The sequence below is a fragment of the Micromonospora sp. NBC_01638 genome, from assembly GCF_045209745.1.
Lineage (GTDB): Bacteria > Actinomycetota > Actinomycetes > Mycobacteriales > Micromonosporaceae > Micromonospora.
The window spans coordinates 772,983-788,812 of the sequence record NZ_CP109273.1 but is presented as its reverse complement, the minus strand read 5'-3'; the positions used below and the strand labels follow the sequence as shown (position 1 = coordinate 788,812).

At 69.6% G+C, this 15,830-nt stretch carries 14 protein-coding genes, 1 tRNA gene and 3 pseudogenes; 10 read left to right on the top strand and 8 right to left on the bottom strand.

What is annotated here, in order from left to right; genetic code table 11:
- Positions 1-18: 18 nt before the first annotated feature.
- From OG811_RS03545 to OG811_RS03530, 4 genes and pseudogenes are all read left to right on the top strand, one after another.
- Positions 19-873 (top strand): annotated as a pseudogene (locus OG811_RS03545) (FAD-dependent oxidoreductase); the annotation flags it as partial.
- A gap of 56 nt (positions 874-929) precedes the next feature.
- Entirely contained in the window at positions 930-1,877 is a 948-nt protein-coding gene (locus OG811_RS03540; protein ID WP_406072092.1) for a hypothetical protein, read from the top strand.
- Positions 1,874-3,565 carry a M16 family metallopeptidase gene (locus tag OG811_RS03535; RefSeq protein ID WP_406072090.1) on the top strand — a complete coding sequence of 564 codons (1,692 nt, stop codon included), beginning with the start codon at positions 1,874-1,876 and terminating at the stop codon, positions 3,563-3,565. The genes OG811_RS03540 and OG811_RS03535 overlap by 4 nt, the downstream gene beginning before the upstream one ends.
- Before the next feature lie 63 nt (positions 3,566-3,628).
- Positions 3,629-3,705 (top strand) — tRNA-Ile (locus OG811_RS03530).
- Here the strand turns inward: OG811_RS03530 and OG811_RS03525 are convergent.
- The 4 genes from OG811_RS03525 to OG811_RS03510 form a co-directional block, all read right to left on the bottom strand.
- Positions 3,662-4,264: a 2'-5' RNA ligase family protein gene (locus OG811_RS03525; RefSeq protein WP_406075487.1), complete on the bottom strand. Its 603-nt coding sequence runs from the start codon at positions 4,262-4,264 to the stop codon at positions 3,662-3,664. The genes OG811_RS03530 and OG811_RS03525 overlap by 44 nt on opposite strands.
- Before the next feature lie 149 nt (positions 4,265-4,413).
- Positions 4,414-4,716 carry a DUF2695 domain-containing protein gene (locus tag OG811_RS03520; RefSeq protein WP_406072088.1) on the bottom strand — a complete coding sequence of 101 codons (303 nt, stop codon included), beginning with the start codon at positions 4,714-4,716 and terminating at the stop codon, positions 4,414-4,416.
- A 765-nt stretch (positions 4,717-5,481) separates the two neighbouring features.
- The gene (locus OG811_RS03515) at positions 5,482-6,732 is read right to left on the bottom strand and encodes a helix-turn-helix domain-containing protein (RefSeq protein ID WP_406072086.1); all 1,251 of its coding nucleotides are present in this window, start codon (positions 6,730-6,732) and stop codon (positions 5,482-5,484) included.
- Positions 6,732-6,878, bottom strand: a complete 147-nt coding sequence (locus tag OG811_RS03510) for a hypothetical protein (protein WP_167454786.1) — start codon at positions 6,876-6,878, stop codon at positions 6,732-6,734. Before OG811_RS03510 ends, OG811_RS03515 begins: the two co-directional genes overlap by 1 nt.
- On the opposite strand from OG811_RS03510, the gene OG811_RS03505 reads away from it, so the two are divergent.
- The 6 genes from OG811_RS03505 (at position 6,809) to OG811_RS03480 (ending at position 13,648) form a co-directional block, all read left to right on the top strand.
- Positions 6,809-7,828, top strand: a complete 1,020-nt coding sequence (locus OG811_RS03505; protein ID WP_406072084.1) for a helix-turn-helix domain-containing protein — start codon at positions 6,809-6,811, stop codon at positions 7,826-7,828. The genes OG811_RS03510 and OG811_RS03505 overlap by 70 nt on opposite strands.
- The gene (locus OG811_RS03500; protein ID WP_406072082.1) at positions 7,818-7,997 is read left to right on the top strand and encodes a DUF397 domain-containing protein; all 180 of its coding nucleotides are present in this window, start codon (positions 7,818-7,820) and stop codon (positions 7,995-7,997) included. Before OG811_RS03505 ends, OG811_RS03500 begins: the two co-directional genes overlap by 11 nt.
- 342 nt (positions 7,998-8,339) lie before the next feature.
- Positions 8,340-11,111, top strand: a complete 2,772-nt coding sequence (locus OG811_RS03495; RefSeq protein ID WP_406072080.1) for a BTAD domain-containing putative transcriptional regulator — start codon at positions 8,340-8,342, stop codon at positions 11,109-11,111.
- Between the two features lie 91 nt (positions 11,112-11,202).
- Entirely contained in the window at positions 11,203-11,925 is a 723-nt protein-coding gene (locus tag OG811_RS03490) for a hypothetical protein (RefSeq protein ID WP_406072078.1), read from the top strand.
- Between the two features lie 51 nt (positions 11,926-11,976).
- Positions 11,977-12,864, top strand: coding sequence for a hypothetical protein (locus OG811_RS03485; RefSeq protein ID WP_406072076.1), 888 nt, complete (start codon positions 11,977-11,979; stop codon positions 12,862-12,864).
- Positions 12,865-13,108: 244 nt separating this feature from the next.
- Positions 13,109-13,648, top strand: coding sequence for a GNAT family N-acetyltransferase (locus tag OG811_RS03480; protein WP_406072074.1), 540 nt, complete (start codon positions 13,109-13,111; stop codon positions 13,646-13,648).
- Between the two features lie 245 nt (positions 13,649-13,893).
- On the opposite strand, the gene OG811_RS03475 is transcribed toward OG811_RS03480, so the two are convergent.
- From OG811_RS03475 to OG811_RS03460, 4 genes and pseudogenes are all read right to left on the bottom strand, one after another.
- Positions 13,894-14,472 (bottom strand): hypothetical protein, encoded by a 579-nt coding sequence (locus OG811_RS03475; RefSeq protein ID WP_406072072.1) that lies wholly within the window; start codon positions 14,470-14,472, stop codon positions 13,894-13,896.
- A 36-nt stretch (positions 14,473-14,508) separates the two neighbouring features.
- Positions 14,509-14,757 (bottom strand): annotated as a pseudogene (locus OG811_RS03470) (hypothetical protein); the annotation flags it as partial.
- An 11-nt stretch (positions 14,758-14,768) separates the two neighbouring features.
- Positions 14,769-14,942 (bottom strand): annotated as a pseudogene (locus OG811_RS03465) (sigma factor); the annotation flags it as partial.
- 46 nt (positions 14,943-14,988) lie between these two features.
- Entirely contained in the window at positions 14,989-15,747 is a 759-nt protein-coding gene (locus OG811_RS03460) for a hypothetical protein (protein ID WP_406072070.1), read from the bottom strand.
- Positions 15,748-15,830: the final 83 nt, after the last annotated feature.

The following is a 15,830-nucleotide window of genomic DNA, read 5'->3' as shown; positions in this document are numbered from 1 at the left end:
GTCATCGTCGGCTGCACCACCCTGCCCACGTCCCGGCTGCTCGCCGCGCCGGAGACCAGCGCCGAGACGGCGCTGCGCCGGGCGGGCCTCTCCGACGCCATCATCGAGGAACTGCTGCGACCGTTCCTGTCCGGTGTGTTCATCGATCGGGAGCTGTCCACCTCCAGCCACGTACTGGCGATGGTGTTGCGCTCCTTCGCCCGCGGCCGGATCGGCCTGCCCGCCGAGGGGATGGCCGGGCTGCCCCGGGCCATCGCCGACCCGCTGCCGGCCGACCTGCTCGACCTGGACACCCCGGTCGCGGAGGTCACCCCCGGCCGGGTCCGCACCCAGGCCGGCGACATCCACTGCCGGGCCGTCGTGGTCGCCGTCGACCCGCCCGCCGCGTCCGCGCTGCTGCCGGCCCTGGCGACGGTACGCATGCACAGCTACACCACCTACTACCACAGCGCGCCCGAGCCGCCGCTGACCGAGCCGATCCTGCTCGTCGACGGCGACCGGCGGGAGATCGTCGCCAACACGGTGGTGCTCAGCAACGCCGCCCCGACCTACGCGCCCGCCGGACGGCACCTGGTCGCCACCTCCGTGGTCGGCGCGACCGCCCCGCCGGAGCCGACCGTACGGGCCGAGTTGACCCGGCTGTACGGCCGATCCACCGCAGACTGGACCCACCTCACCACCGTGGCCGTCCCGAACGCGCTGCCCGCCGCGCCGCCACCACAGGGGCGGCTGCGTAAGCCGGTCGCGCTGGGGGAGAGGCTGTTCGTGGCCGGTGACCACCGGGACAGCCCATCGATCCAGGGCGCCCTCGCCAGCGGCTGGCGCGCCGCCGGAGCCGTGCTGGACGAGCTGCGGACGGCGTCGACCGGCTGAGAATGACCGAAAAAGCGGGACGCCGCCGCCGTAGTTGATCACCTATGATCCCCGCCATGCCCGCCCCTCTCCTGGCACCCAACTTCGACGCCGGTGCCGCGTACCCCGAGGTCAACGACCTGCGTAAGGCGCTGGACGCCGCCGATTGGCCCGCCGTTCGCGCGCTGGTCGCCGACCGCGACCCGGACGGCCGAACGCTGCTGGTCCGGGTCGCCGGCGATCAGGTCGGGATCGAGGCGTTCCTCCAGCGGGCGTACGACGACAACCCCGAGGATCCACACGCCGGCACCCTGCTCGGCGCCTACCTGATTCGAGCCGGCTGGCGGATCCGCAGCGCCTACCGCGCCCAGCACGTCAGCCGCGAGCAGTTCGCCAAGTTCCACGACCACCTGCGCCGCTCCGAGCAGGTGCTCATCGACGTCACCGCCCGGCACCCGGACGATGCGGCCGCCTGGACCCAACGGATCACCAACAACCGCGGCCTCGAACTGGGACAGGCCGAGGCGCGCCGCCGCTACGACCGCCTCGCCCAGCACCATCCGCACCACGCTCCCGCGCAGTCGAGCCTGCTCCAACAGCTCTGCCCGAAGTGGAGCGGCGACTGGGACCGTGCGTTCGGCTTCGCCCGGGAGTGCGCCGAGGCCGCGCCGGACGGCGCACCGAACGCGGTCCTGATCGCCGAGGCGCACCTCGAACGCTGGCTCGAGTTCGACACCGAACGGGAGCGTGCCGCGTACCTGCGCAGCACGCCGGTGGTGGACGAGATCGTGCAGGCTGGACAGCGGTCCGTGCTGCACCCCGCCTTCGTCGACCGGCCGGGCTGGGTCTCAGTTCGCTCGGCGTTCGCGCTGATGTTCAGCCTGACCGAGCAGTGGACCGCCGCCGCCAGCCAGTTCACCGCCCTCGGCAACCTGGGCACCGACTACCCCTGGGACTACGTCGACGGGGCCGCAGGCTTCACGAAGTACCGCACCAAGGCGTACGCGAAGGGTGGTCAGTCATGATCCAGCACCTGGACGTGGACGGGGTGCCCACAGTGCTCGCCGCCACCGGCGGGCCAATGCGCGCCGGGTTGACCTTCCGGGTCGGCACCGCCGACGAGACGCTCGCCCGGTCCGGCATCACCCACCTGCTCGAGCACCTCGCGCTCGCGCCGCTCGGCCTGGCCGACTACCACGTCAACGGCGCGACCGCCCAGGCGTTCACCACGTTCCACACCCAAGGCTCCGAGACGGACATCGCAGCCTTCCTCACCGCCGTCTGCGGGCACCTTTCCGACCTGCCGGCAGCGAGGCTGGACGTCGAGAAGGAGATCCTGCGGACCGAGTGGAGTAGCCGGGGCGCCGCCGCGATCGACGACATCCCGCTGTGGCGACACGGTGCCCGGGACTACGGGCTGACCAGCTACCCGGAGTGGGGTCTGGGCGCACTGACTGCCGACGACCTGCGCGAGTGGGCCGCCCGATGGTTCACCCGGGAGAACGCGGTGCTCTGGCTCGCCGGTGACCGGGTGCCAGCCGGGCTGCGGCTGCCCCTGCCCGCCGGGACCCGCCAACCCGTACCGATTGCGTCGTCGGCGCTGCCGCAGACACCCGCGTACTTCGTGAATGGCTCTCGGGCCGTGGTGCTCGACTCGGTGGTGCGGCGCCGCGCCGCGGCCACCGTCTTCGCCGGGGTGCTGGAGCGGGAGCTGTACCGCTCGCTGCGCCAAGAGGCGGGCCTGTCCTACACCACCACCACGGGGTACGAGCCGCGCGGCGACGGGTACGCCACGCTGCGGGCACTTGCCGACGCGCTGCCGGAGAAGCAGGACGCGGTGCTCGGCGGCTTCGTCGACGTACTGGCCAAGATGCGGGTTGGGCGGATCGAGCAGGCGGACCTGGACGCCACCATCGCCAAGCGGGAAGACTTCCTCGGCATCGCCGAGGTCGACGCGGCACGGCTGCCGTCATACGCGCTCAACGTCCTGACCGGGGAGCCGAACCTCACCGTCGACGAGCACCGGGCCGAGTTGAAGGCCGTCAACCTCGCCGACCTGCACGAGGTAGCCGGGGAGATGACCGCGTCGGCGCTGCTGATGGTGCCCGGCGGTCTCACCGCCGACTGGGCCGGCTTCGTTGCCGCGCCCACCCACTCGACCGAGATCCTGCAGGGCACGACCTACTCGTCAAAGGAAGGGAACGCCGCGCTGCGGATCGGCGTGGACGGAGTGACCCTCCTGCGGACCGACAACCCGCTGACCGTTCGGTACGACGACTGCTCCGCCATGCTGGTCTGGCCGGACGGCGCGCGGCAGCTCGTCGGCTTGGACGCCATCGCGCTGTACATCGAGCCCACCCTGTTCAACCTGCACCCGGCGGCTATCCCGGCCATCGACGCCAAGGTGCCCCGCGACCGGCAGATCGCCATGCCGGCCCGCGCCCCAGAAGCGATCCCACAGCCAAGGGCCGTCGTACGGCAACCCACGGAACGGGCCAACAGCACATGGTGGGAGCTCCCGGCGATGGTGCTCAGCGGGATGGGTGTCCTCCTGGTGGGTGCGTTCAGCGTGCTGCTGACCCTCGCCATGCTCCTCACCGAGACCGAGCCGGGCGAGGAACAGCTCTGGGGCGCCGTCGTGGTGCTCTGGCTGCTCACTGTTATTCTCACGTTGCCCATCGTGAAGCTGCGGCGACGGCGGCGGGGTCGATGAGGTGGGGCCGGATCGCTGCTGGCCTGTGATCCACCGGGCGGGATAAGATCCGGCGCGGTGTCAGGGGCGGTAGCTCAGCCGGTTAGAGCAGGGGACTCATAATCCCTCGGTCGCGGGTTCGAGTCCCGCCCGCCCCACCACGCAATTCCCCTGGTCAGCCATGCTGGCGAGGAGATCCGCCCCCAGTGGGAACTCGCAGACGGTGCGCCAAGGGCTTAGGCCTGGTGTTCCGGCGATGAGGCGAACCATGCCGACGGCCGCGTTGATCGGCAGCTGCGCGGAGACGGTTTCCGCGGCGTGGCTCAGGGTGGGTTTGGGGGCGTCCTGACCGATGGTCAGGTGCGGCACCACCTCGGTGTGTGCCCCGGCATATGGGGGGGTTTCGGGAAACCGCTGCCACACCGCCGCAGTGAGATTCCGGAACGGACGGTCTGGCTGCGGTGCAAGCCATACGACCGTCTCGCCGAACCAGCCGATGTGAGTCAGCGCAACGTCGAACCGCGGTATGCCGGCAATGGTCTTGCGCAGCACGGTCAGGGCCTCGTCGTTGATCTGCTGCGGAGGCAGAAACGGGTAGAGGACGGTCACGTGCGCCGGCACGCCCCATGAGGCGGCCGGGTCGAGAGATTCCCGAAACCGACCTACCGCCTCCTCGGCCTCGGGTATCGGCACGATGAGCGCCGTCTGTGTCGGTTCCATCCCGGCAGTTTCCCGATCAAGGCCGGTGCTGGCTACGGAGTTTCGCCACCGATGCTGGGTAGGGGCAGCATGTGGACAGACTCGATTAACTGCCGACCCTATGGAGCTGACGGTCACGCGGGCCATCAATGGGCCAGTAGCCACGAGACTCAGCAGCCGAAGACCGCGTGTGAGTCGCAGTTCATGACGACCTCGCAGTCACAGAAACCGCCGAACTCATCGAGGCCCCGGCGAAGGAACTCCCAATCGATTCCCTGCTCGCGCGCCCACCGCTCACTGAATCGCCGGGTGTGATCACAGCCCTCGGCTGCTACGTGACCATCCACGAAGTCCACCAGAGCGGTGAGCCGGTCACGGTCGATCGGCATGAGTGACGTGCAGACCTCGCGCTCCGCGTTCTTGTACGCATCGCGCAGTTGCTTACGGCGCGCCTTCTCGGCAGGTGAAGCCATATGCCGATGCTCGCACGCGACCGGGGAGCCGGCTCCCCGGCGCCGGCAAGCCGCGTACTCGCACCCGGGCGGGTGGGCAGCGAACGCCAGGCGCAGTCCGCATCCAGTCCGCAAGACGCTGACGAACACCCCACGATCGTGCGAGATGCCGCGAAGCGTTCGCGCTGATCAGCCACCGTCGGCACAGGTCGGCTGACCTCGGCATTGTGATCTCACAATCCCTCGGTCGCGGGTTCGAGTCCCGCCCGCCCCACCACGTGCCGCGGCCGGCGATCTGCGCCGCGATCGGCTCGATCAGCCCGTGCGGCTCTGCCGCCGCTGCGAGTTCGCCCACCTGGACGTGCGTCAGGAACACCTCCTCGGCCCGTCCCACCCGTGGCAACCGGACGCCTGCCGAGACGTTTCGTGCGAGCCGGCCGTCACCAACCGCCAGCGCCAACAGCAAACGGATCTACGGACACGGTTTCCGGTAGCGGCCAGCTGCGCCCGGGCGACTTGGCAGCGGACGGCCAGCTAGTTCTGAGGATGAAGGATGCCAAAGCAAGCCTCGAGTTGAACACTCAGCGCAGATGGCGGGGGGAGGTGAGCCTGTGGCAGTGGGCCGACGATCCGGGTACCGGGGAACGCGAGACCTTCGTCCAGAAGTCTGCCTGCTAGCTGCGGACGGTCCGCATCTAGTCCGCAACGAACCCGCCCGCTCGCGACCTCCCTACGATCGGGCGGCCCCTGCGAGCCGCCTCCGACGACGCGGCCCCGGATGTCCGCTCACCCGGTCGTTGGGCGTCGGTTGTGCGAAAGCTCATCTCGGGTAAGTCCAATGGTGGCGGTCAGGCGGGTCACGTCGGCCGCACCGGGTCCGGCGCGGAGCACAGCGGTCAGCGCTGCCCGGGCAACGGGGCGGATTCGAGTCTCCGAAGGGGCGATGCGGTCGGCGGCGACCAGCGCCCGGCCGGCGGCGCGGGCGTCGCCGAGGTCCAGATAGGCGTGAGTGATGTCGATCAGGTGGGCCGCCCGGTGTTCGGCGGGGAGCAGGTGCCAGGCGTTACCGCTGGCGGCTCGTCGGTGGGTGGTCACGGCCAGTTGGTGGTCGCCAGACCACGTCGCGATCAGGACGCGGGCGAGGTCGACCGGTACGGGACCGAATCCAATGCCGTCGCAGTCGTGGTGATGCTCGCCGTCGGCGAGGCGAGCCGCGCGCTTGGTGAGTTCGCCCGCAGCGCTGGCGTCTGCGCTGACGGCGGCGGCGAGCGCCGCTTCAATCAACAGGGTCCCCGTTACGCCCGGTCCGCCTGACCGGCGGACGTGGGACGGTGCCAGGTCCAGCTGGTGTACGGCGTTGACAGCGGCCGTCATCGCCAACCGGCCTCGCTGCAGGGCTCGCAGCGCCTGCGCGAGAGAGATCGCCGCAAGGCCGGCACGCCAGGGGTCACCGGAGGCGGCGCTCATCGCCCGATCGGCGGCCAGCCAGGCGAGGTCGGCCTCGCCGAGCTTGACCAGCACCTGGGCGGCGAGCCGGTACACCCGCACCAATAGGTTGGCGGTGTCTCCCGACTGCGTGTGGCAGAGCTGGCGACTGTCGCCGAGCAGGTCGGGCAGCAGTCGCAGCACCTGGGGGTGGTGACCGTTGCGGTACGCCGTCCATGCGTACCCCGCCTGGGCGTCGAGCTGGGCCAACGACGGCGCTGGCCGGCTGTCGTTGCCGGAGCCGGGTATGTCGTAGCGGGCCAGCGCCGCGCGGAGTCGTTCCACGTCGCCGCCGGTGTCGGCGACCGGCTCGCGCGGGGCCTTGCCCGCGAGCAGGACGTCCGGGGCGACGCCGAGGGCTGCGGCGACCGTCTCGATCACCGAGAGTCGGTCGAGGGTGCGCACCCCTCGCTCGACCTTGTCCACCCAGCTCTTCGACTTGCGGATCCGGTCGGCGAAGACCTGCTGACTCATTCCCCGGCGTGCCCGCAGTTCCGCCATCCGCCGTCCGATTGGCGGCTCGTTGCCGTTGAGGCGGCCGGGCCTGGTCATCACTCCCGCTCCGGCGACGGCTGGATGGCATCGGTGGACTCCCCGCAGCGCGGGCACCACCGCGACTTGACCCGGAATGCGAGGAGTCCGAACAGGAACCCCGGCACCAGGCCGCCGAACACGATCGACACGACTTCGGAAACCATGCGCACGCTCGCTTTCTGACGACGCCGGAGGCCGGGAGGTTGCCGCGCTGGCGCGACTCTTGGCCGGCCACGCACACTCTGGTGGTGCTCCGTGGCTGACAGTCATCAGATTTACGCCCGTGACACCGCGCTCCCGGCGACTGGGTCGGGAGCTACGCAAGCTCCGCGAAGCGAAGGGACTGACCGGTGAGGGGGCGGCGGAAATCGTCGCCTGCTCGCCATCTCGAATTAGTCGGATCGAGTCGGGCGAGATCAGACCTCGTGTCGGTGACGTCATGGAGTTGCTGGTCGCGTACGGCGTCAAGATTGACGAGGAGCCCGGGACCTCGCTGCTCGATCAGGCGCGCGGTCTGCGTGAGGACGGCTGGTGGCAGCGTCTCGGTGGCAAGTACGCCACCTACATCGCGTACGAGACCGAGGCCGTGGAACTCAAGAACTTCGAGCCGATGCTCGTGCCCGGTCTACTGCAGACCGAGAGCTACGCCCGCGAGGTCAACGTCATCGGCCGGGAGACCGACCCGGAAACCATCGACCAGCGGGTTGCCGCCCGGATGACCCGGCAGGAAGTGCTACGCCGGCAACCGACTCCGCTGCGGATGCACGCCATCCTCTCCGAGGCATCACTGCGCACCGAGGTCGGCGGCTCCGATGTCCTGCGTGAGCAGCTCGACCACCTGGTCACGCTGAGCCGGCTGCCGAACGTGACGGTCCAGGTGCTGCGCTTCGAAGCCGGCGCTCACCTGGCGATTAGCAGCGGATTCGCCCTACTCAGCTTCGAGCAGGACGAGCCGCCACTGGGCTACATCGAAACCCTGGCTGGCGAGCTGTTTCTTGAGTCGAGCCGCGACCTGGCGCGGCTGTCGGCGGCGTACGACAATCTAAAGACGCTGGCGCGGTCGCCCGCCGAGTCAATCAAGTTCATCAAGGAGCTGAGCGCGCATGGAACGTAACGCCTGGCGTAAGTCGAGCCGTTCCGGCAACAACGGCCAGTGCGTGGAGGTGCGCGACCGGGACGCTCAGGTCGACGTCCGCGACTCCAAGGCACCCAACACCGGGATGCTGAGCTTCGAGCCGGTCGCCTGGGAGGCTTTCATCAGCGGCATCAAGCTGCCTCACTGACCTGGTGTGGCGCCGCCACCCGGCCTGAAGGCCAGGTATCAACTTCCTCATCACCAAGGCTGAAGGGGCAGAGGTGCTGTAGACCCGCCCACCCCACCATCGCCTTCACGGCTCAGTGGGCCGCACAGTTTGCGTCGCCCCTGGGCTGGTACGCCGATGGAGGACATCGCGTCCACGTAGCGTCGATACGCCTGTGCCGCCTCGCCGTGCCGGCCCGCAGCCGCCAGCGCCCGGACGAACTCGCCGCGCACGCCACCCGGCCTGGCCGTGGATCGTGTCCATTGCGCGACGAATAGATCGAGTTTGCTGGGCTCGGGAGGTTAGCCTGATTCGGTGATTTCGATGGCTGCCACGGGCGTGCACGTCAGGCTGCTCGGACCGGTGGAGGTGGTTGTTGCCGGCAGTCCGCAGGCGGTGAACGGGTTGCGCCGCAAGGCGGTACTGGCGACGTTGGCGCTGCACGCGGGCCGGGTCGTGAGCGTCGACCGGCTTATCGATGTGGTCTGGGGCGAGCGTCCACCGGCCACCGCGGCGAACACGCTGCAGCGCCACGTCTCCTATCTACGCGGGGTGCTCGGCGAACCCGGATCGATCGTGGCGCGCCGGCCCGGCTATGTGCTCGACACCGGGCCGGAGTCCACGGATGTGCAGGCCGCCGAGCGCCTCCTCGACCTGGCCCGGCGGTCGGCGGACCGGACTGAGCAGGTGGCCCACCTGACGGCTGCGGTGGCACTGTGGCGTGGACCGCCGCTGGCCGACGTGGCCGGATCTTCCTGGCTTGAGGAGCAGGCGGAGCACCTGGCACGCCTGCGGTTGGAGGCCGAACGAGCGCTCGCCGAGTCCCGGCTGTCCGTCGGCGAGCACACTCGGCTCGTCCCCGGGTTGGAACGGCTCGTCCGGCAGCACCCCTTCGACGAGCAACTGCACGCGCATCTGATGCTTGCCCTGTACCGCGACGGCCGACAGGGCGAAGCGGTCGCCACGTACCGGCGGCTGCGCGACGCCCTCCGTGAAAACCTCGGCATCGACCCGAGTCCGCGGCTACGGGATCTGGAGAGCGCCATCCTGCGCCAGGACGCCGCGATCGCCGCACCCGCACCGGTCGCGGCGCCACAGGTGCTGGTGGCGGCGCAGCTGCCTCCCCCCGTACCGACGTTTACCGGGCGCGACGCGGAGCTCGTCGCCCTGGACGCGCTCGTCGACCGGGGCGGCGCCGTGGTGGTATCCGGAACCGCGGGCGTCGGCAAGACCGCGCTTGCCGTGCATTGGGCGCACCGCGCAGCCGGGCGCTTCCCCGACGGGCAGCTCTACGTCAACCTGCGCGGCTTCGACCCGGCGGCCACACCGACCGAACCGGCACGCGTGCTGCACGGGTTCCTGGAGGCGCTCGGCGTTCCGGCGGCACGGATGCCGAGCGAACCGGACATGATGGTGAGCCTGTACCGCACGGCGGTGGCTGGCAAGCGTCTGCTGGTGGTGTTGGACAACGCGCGCGACGCAGAACAGGTCCGGCCGCTGCTGCCCGGCTCACCCGACTGCCTCGCGATCGTCACCAGCCGGGACCCGCTCATCCCGCTGGTCGTCACCGAAAGCGCCCAACCGGTGATCCTCGATCTGCTGAGCCCTGGCGAAGCCCGCGACATGCTGGTCCGCCGGCTCGGGGCGCGCCAGGTCGCCGCCGAGCCCGTCGCCGCCGACGAAATCGCCGACCGGTGCGCGCGGCTGCCCATCGCCCTGGCCATCGTCGCGGCCAGAGCCGCCACCAACCGGCACTTCTCGCTGGCCGCGGTCGCCGGTGAGCTGGGCGATCTGGACGCCTTCCACGGAGGCGACGAGGCCACCGACGTCCGGGCGGTCTTCTCCTGGTCGTGCCGGACGCTCAGCCCACCTGCGGCCCGGCTGTTCCGGCTGTTGAGCCTGCATCCCGGCCCGGACGTCTCCGCCCCGGCCGTGGCCAGCCTGGCCGGCGTCACCCGGCAAACGATCAATCCTCTGCTTGCCGAGTTGACCCGGGCGAACCTCTTCACCGAGCACACGTACGGGCGCTACGCGTTCCACGACCTGCTGCGCGCGTACGCCGCCAGCCTCGCCGCCGAGGCTGAGTCACCGGCCGACCGTCGTGACGCAGTCCACCGGCTGCTCGACCACTGCTTGCACACCGCACACGCCGCTGATCTCGCACTGCACCCGCACTTCAGCGAGATCAGCCTCTCGACACCGCCGGCGGGCGTGACGCCGGAAAGCCCCAAGAGCCGGTCGGCCGCCACGGCGTGGTTCGCCGCCGAGGTCCCCGTCCTGCTCGCCGCGGTGCCGCTTGCGGCCCGGTCCGGGTTCGAGGGACACGCCTGGCGGCTCGCCTGGACCATGGCCGGCTTCCTGCACCGGCAAGGGCACTGGCAGGACTGGCTCGGCACGCAACGCATCGCTCTGGCCGCCGCGTCCTACATCGGGGATCAGGCGGGGCAGGCACACGCGCACCGCAGTCTCGGTCTCGCCTGCTCCCGGCTCCGCCGGTACGACGAGGCCGACGACCACCTGCGGCGCGCGCTCGACCTGTTCACTGACGTCGGCGACGACGCCGGGCGGGCACACACCTGCCTGAACCTTGGTCAGCTGGCGGAGCGACGGGGGCAGCAGCACCAGGCACTCCACCATTCCCGGCGGGCACTGACCCTGTTCCGGCGGACTGGAAACCAGGCGGGGCAGGGGTACACCCTCAACGCGGTCGGTTGGCAGGAAGCGCTGCTCGGCAACTACCACCGTGCCCTGGAGTCGTGCGGCGAGGCGCTGAGAATGTTGCAGAAGGTGGACGACGTCCAAGGGCAGGCCGATACGTGGGACAGCCTCGGCCATGCCCATCACCAGCTCGGAGACGACCGGCGAGCGATTGCCTGCTACGAGCGCGCACTCGAACTCTTCACGCAGGTCAACGACCGGTACGCCGAAGCGAGCACGTACGTCAATCTCGGCGGCAGCCACCGGGCCCTCGCCGACCTCGGTGCCACCCGTGCCGCGTGGTGCCGAGCCCTGACGATCCTCGACGAGCTCGGCGATGCCGACGCCGACTCGATCCGCGCCGACCTCGAACAGCTCGACGCCATTCGACGCCGCTGACGCACCCGCTTTCAGCGCGGTTTCCGGGCCGCTTCAGCGCGGCCAGCCACTCTTCGGGCACCAGTTTCCTTCGCTAGGAATGGAGCGTTCGATGAGTCGCTTGGTACGCCGCCTCGCGGTGATCGGGGTGGTCAGCGGGACGGTGCTGGCCATGTCGTCCGCAGCCGTGGCCCAGACCGACAAGCCGCCGAAAAAGGGCACCGACTGTGTGGTCCAGTATGTCGACGACCGCGGCGGGATCGTCCGCACCGAGACCGAGCCTGAGGGCCGGGTGTACGGCCAGTTCCGCTGTGTCGGCGGGCAGTGGATGTTTGCCTGGGACCCGTTCGGAGCGGACGACGTGATCGCGGCCGACGAGATCTGGATCAATCCGTCCGGTGCCGTTTCGGTCCGGCGGTTCACCGGTCCCGCGCTCGGTAACGATCTCACGCTGGGCGAGATCGCCGCCATCGCCCAAGCCGTCACCGGCAGCGAGAAGGTGCTGATCGACCGCGCGATCGTGGCGGTCGACGACGGCAAGGAGCGGACTCCGGAGCAGATTGAGGCGCTGCTGGCCGGTAAGGACACCACCGGTGTGCGGGTGCTGGACACCGTCGAGAAGCCGGATCCCGCCAGGTCGACGAAGGACGTCATCGACGAGGCCGGCGGCACACCCGAGTCGACCGTCGTCTACTTCAGCATCTGGGGCGCGATCAAGTCGGTGTTCGCGTGGGTCTCGGACACGGTCAAGGAGGTCGGTGAGTGGATCGACCGGCACTGCCACTGGGGGCCCTCGCCCAACGGCCTGGGCGTAGTGATCGTGTGTCGCTGGTAGCCCGTTCGATCCCGTCGACAGCGATCACCGAGACAGCGAGATGAGGACAGGATGACAGCTATGTGGAACATCACCAGGCGTGCCACTATCGTCACCGCGGCACTGATCGTCGGGCTGGCAGCTTCGTACACTCCGTCACAAGCCGCCGAGGGCGAGGCCCGGACGACGGTCACCGACCAGCCCGGTGCTCCGGGGATGATGCTTCAGCGGTTCGAGGACCTGACCGGCCAGTCCGTCGGCGACCTGGACAAGGTGCTGGCCGTCGACGCCGGAGGCCGGAATCTCACCGTCGACCAGCTCGAGGCGCTCGTCGCCGGCGAAGAGGTCGACGGCGTCAAGGTCGTGGGCACGATGCCGGGCGGCCGGGGCATCCTCGATACGACCATGGCCGACCTCGCCGACGGCGTGTACGACGGCAAGGGTGACAGCGAGACAGCGACCTCCTCCCTGCTCTTCGCCACGTCCGTACCCGGCGGCCGGGAGTGGTGCCTGACCATGTGCATCGCCGCGGGCAAGTCGGTCCGGGAGTGCATGCTGTCGCGCCAGAGGGCCGACCAGATCCGCACTCTCGACTTCGCCAGCGGCACCACAGTGGGCGGGATGAAGGCGGCCTTCGAGAAGGCCAACGGCGTCGCCGTCGACGGACCGGACGCCGTGGAGACGCTGATCGGTGACGGCGAGCCCTCGGCGGAGGAGGTCGAGAAGCTCCTCGCCGGCGAGGACATCAGCTCGCTGCGCCGGGTGGCGACGCTGGAAGGACCGGACCTCGGGTGGGCGTTGGCCGACGTCGCCGAGAAGTCGGGCATACCGTATGCGAAGACCAAGGCCCACATCTTCACCCTCAGGCTTCCCATCCTCGGGAAGATCCTGGTGGTCTGCATCTCGCAGGATGACGGGAAGACCTGGAAATGCTCGGCCCGCCAATGGAACGGGTTCTAGAGGCCGGTGCCCCGCCTGCGCGATCTTGCACTTTCTGCTCCGACTTAAGGGGCAGTTCGCGCAAAACGGCGACCGAATCTGCAAGATCGCGGGGTTGGCCCGGGGCCCGGGGGTGTTCTCGCGGGTAGGCATCCAGCCGCCGACGATCCCGCTCCGCATCGACGTTCCTGGTCGACGCGGAGCGGGATTCCCTCGCTGCCGAATCGGGATGCGAGGCGACCGTTGAGCGAGTACCAATGCCGGTATGGCTGAGTTGCGACGCCCGCCTGTCAACGCCCGTCAATCCTTCCTGGTCGCCATGGCCGAGTTGCGTGAGGAGGGGCGAGGAGGCGCAGCCGACATGACCGGGATTGGCCAAGAGATGCGCGCCTTCGGCCAGTCGTGGTCGTCGGCTGACGGCTTTGCGGCCTATGTTCGCTGGCTACGGGACCAGGCGCGCGAGGATGCGCCGCGACCGGAGGGCTACGTGCCAGCCACGAATCTGTGGTGGGTCAACGGTGACGACTACCTTGGGCGCATCGCCATCCGGCACCGGTTGACCCCGGAACTGTGCGAGAGGGGTGGGCACATCGGGTACGACGTTCGTCCGTCAGCGCGTCGCCGTGGGCATGCCAGCGCGATGCTGCGTCTGGCGCTGCCGGTCGCTCGCAGCCTGGGCATCGCGTCCGCCCTGTTGACGTGTGACATCCAGAACGTGGCATCCCGCAAGGTGATCGAGCGCAATGGTGGGGTTCTGGAAGATCAACGCGGGGACAAGTTCCGGTACTGGATACCGACCGGCTGAAGCAGCGCCGGCGGGGTACCTGCTCAAGGGACACGCTGTCTGGCGAGCCGAGCGCGAGGCTGAGGCCGACGGGCCTTCTACGGGTCAGTAGCCGGAGCGACCGGCATCGCGAAATGCCCCCACGATGCTGACGGTCGGTCACGCTGTGCCCGACAGGGCAGCCTGACCGCCCGCATCATGAGCCCGATCCGCAGTCCGTCGAGGGGCAGGGCCTCAGCTACGTCGGCTTCGGCCCGGTGGCGCGGCTATGTGTGGGGCTCGCACATGGGCAGAGCAATCTCCTGCCAGGCGCTTCCGACGAGAGCGACCGGGTAGCGGACCTCCCTGACCTGCTTGTCATCGGTCTCGACGGAGAACCGCACCGACAACGGCTCCGGCTGGAACGCGATCGAGCACTCGAACTGCAGGTCGACGATGATCTGACCGGTGCCCCCTGGCCGTACCAGCCGGGGTTGGCCCACATCGCGTACCTGGACGCCCGGCCCCTCCGCGCGAACCGCACGAATCGTGATCGGCGTGGGGCCTGCGTTGATCAGTGTCAACTGCCCGTTCAACTGGACGGATCCCAAGGCGTACGAACCTCCCGAATTGACTGAGGCAGGTAGGGCCACGAGGGTGACGACCGCGGACCGCTCCCGCTGCTCACGAGAGTCGCGCAGCTCGCCGACACCGAGGCCGCCAAGCACCACACCGACCACGAAGACAGCGACGAGGCGCAGGGTCGTCTTCTGTCTGCTCGCGACGTTCCCCTGGGTGGTGCCGCTCCGATCGACCGGCTTGTGCTCGTCGTCGCCCAGATCGATCACTGCATGCTCCGATGCCATTGCGACAGCCTAGGGTTGGCGCGCGCTTCGTCAGGGAGTGGCCGCGAGGCTCTCCGTTCGGATCGCGGCGATGCGGTGGACGGCGAAGCCGGCCGTCCACACGGTGACCTGGGCCGGGATCACCCGGGCGTCGGTGGTGACCGCTTCGAGGCCGGTGAGGCCGCCGCCGACGACGAGCACGGTCCCGCAGGCCGCGAGCTGGTCGAGGCGGTCGCGCAACCGCAGCGCCGAGGGCCTGCCGGCGATGTCGTACGCGTGCTCGACGGCGCCGGGAACGCTGTGGTCCGCGGACGCGCGAGCACCTTCGTCAGCCACGCCTCGGGCGTCTCGACGCGCTCCCGGTCGGCGGCCTGCCAACGCAGGAACGTGTCCTGGGCGGCGTCCTCGGCGTCGCTCGCCGAGCCCAGCAGGCGATAGGCGATCGCCTCCAGGCGAGCCCTGGAGAGCTCGAACAGCTCGACCTCATCCAGACTGAGCGGCCTGGTTCGACAGTATCCACGCCGACGGGCGAACGGTTCAGAGCTGGCTAGTGCTCGAGTGGGAAACCCGGCTCGGGTCCCGTCGACCCACGTAGATGATCAGCCCCACCAGCAGCAGCACGAGCGACAGCGGTACCAGCAGGGGAGCGAGGGCCCGCCAGATCGGCCACACCGGCTCAGCCAACCCATTCAGGATCAGGTCCTGCCAGGTGATGGCGACGCCCGGAAGGAGAACGATCGTCACCAGCGTGCCAACCAACCGGGGTACGGGTGGACGTTGCCGTCCCGCCATCCAGAACAGCGCCGCCCCAGCCGTGGCACCAAGGACGGTGGCAGCGAGCGTGATGGCGACGTATCCGTCGGGCGCGGTTGGCTCGAACCTCAGTATCGCCCTGCGGTCCACCTGGGTGAGCGTGGCCGTCAGCCCGTCCCGCTCGGCCCGCCAGCCATCGCATGGCGTGCCCGATACCCGGTGGCTGCCCTGCCACCCCAGCGATGTGGCGTTGCGTCGTACCGAATCGGAGTGCGCGCAGTCGGCAGTGTCGCGGTAGTGGAATTCCGCGTACGCGGAGCCGAAGTCGTCGGGGGCCAGAAAGCCGTAGAGGTAGTTACGGCCGATTCTCGACTCGATTGGTTCGGTGCCGGGAACCAGCTCTGCCGCCATGCTCTGCGCTCGGTTGGAGCGCAACGGCGCTGTGCCGCGGCCGCCGTACCAGGAGCCGAGGCTCAGGCCGACCGTGCCGACCAGCGCTGCGCCGAGCAGCATCATCGCGACCTGCCGTAGTCGATGCCTCACCGACGGACCCCTTCCCTGGTGCGGGGGAGCGTAGCCCGAGCGAACCAGCTCTGGTTGCCCCGCGACTGGGGCGGGTCAGGCGG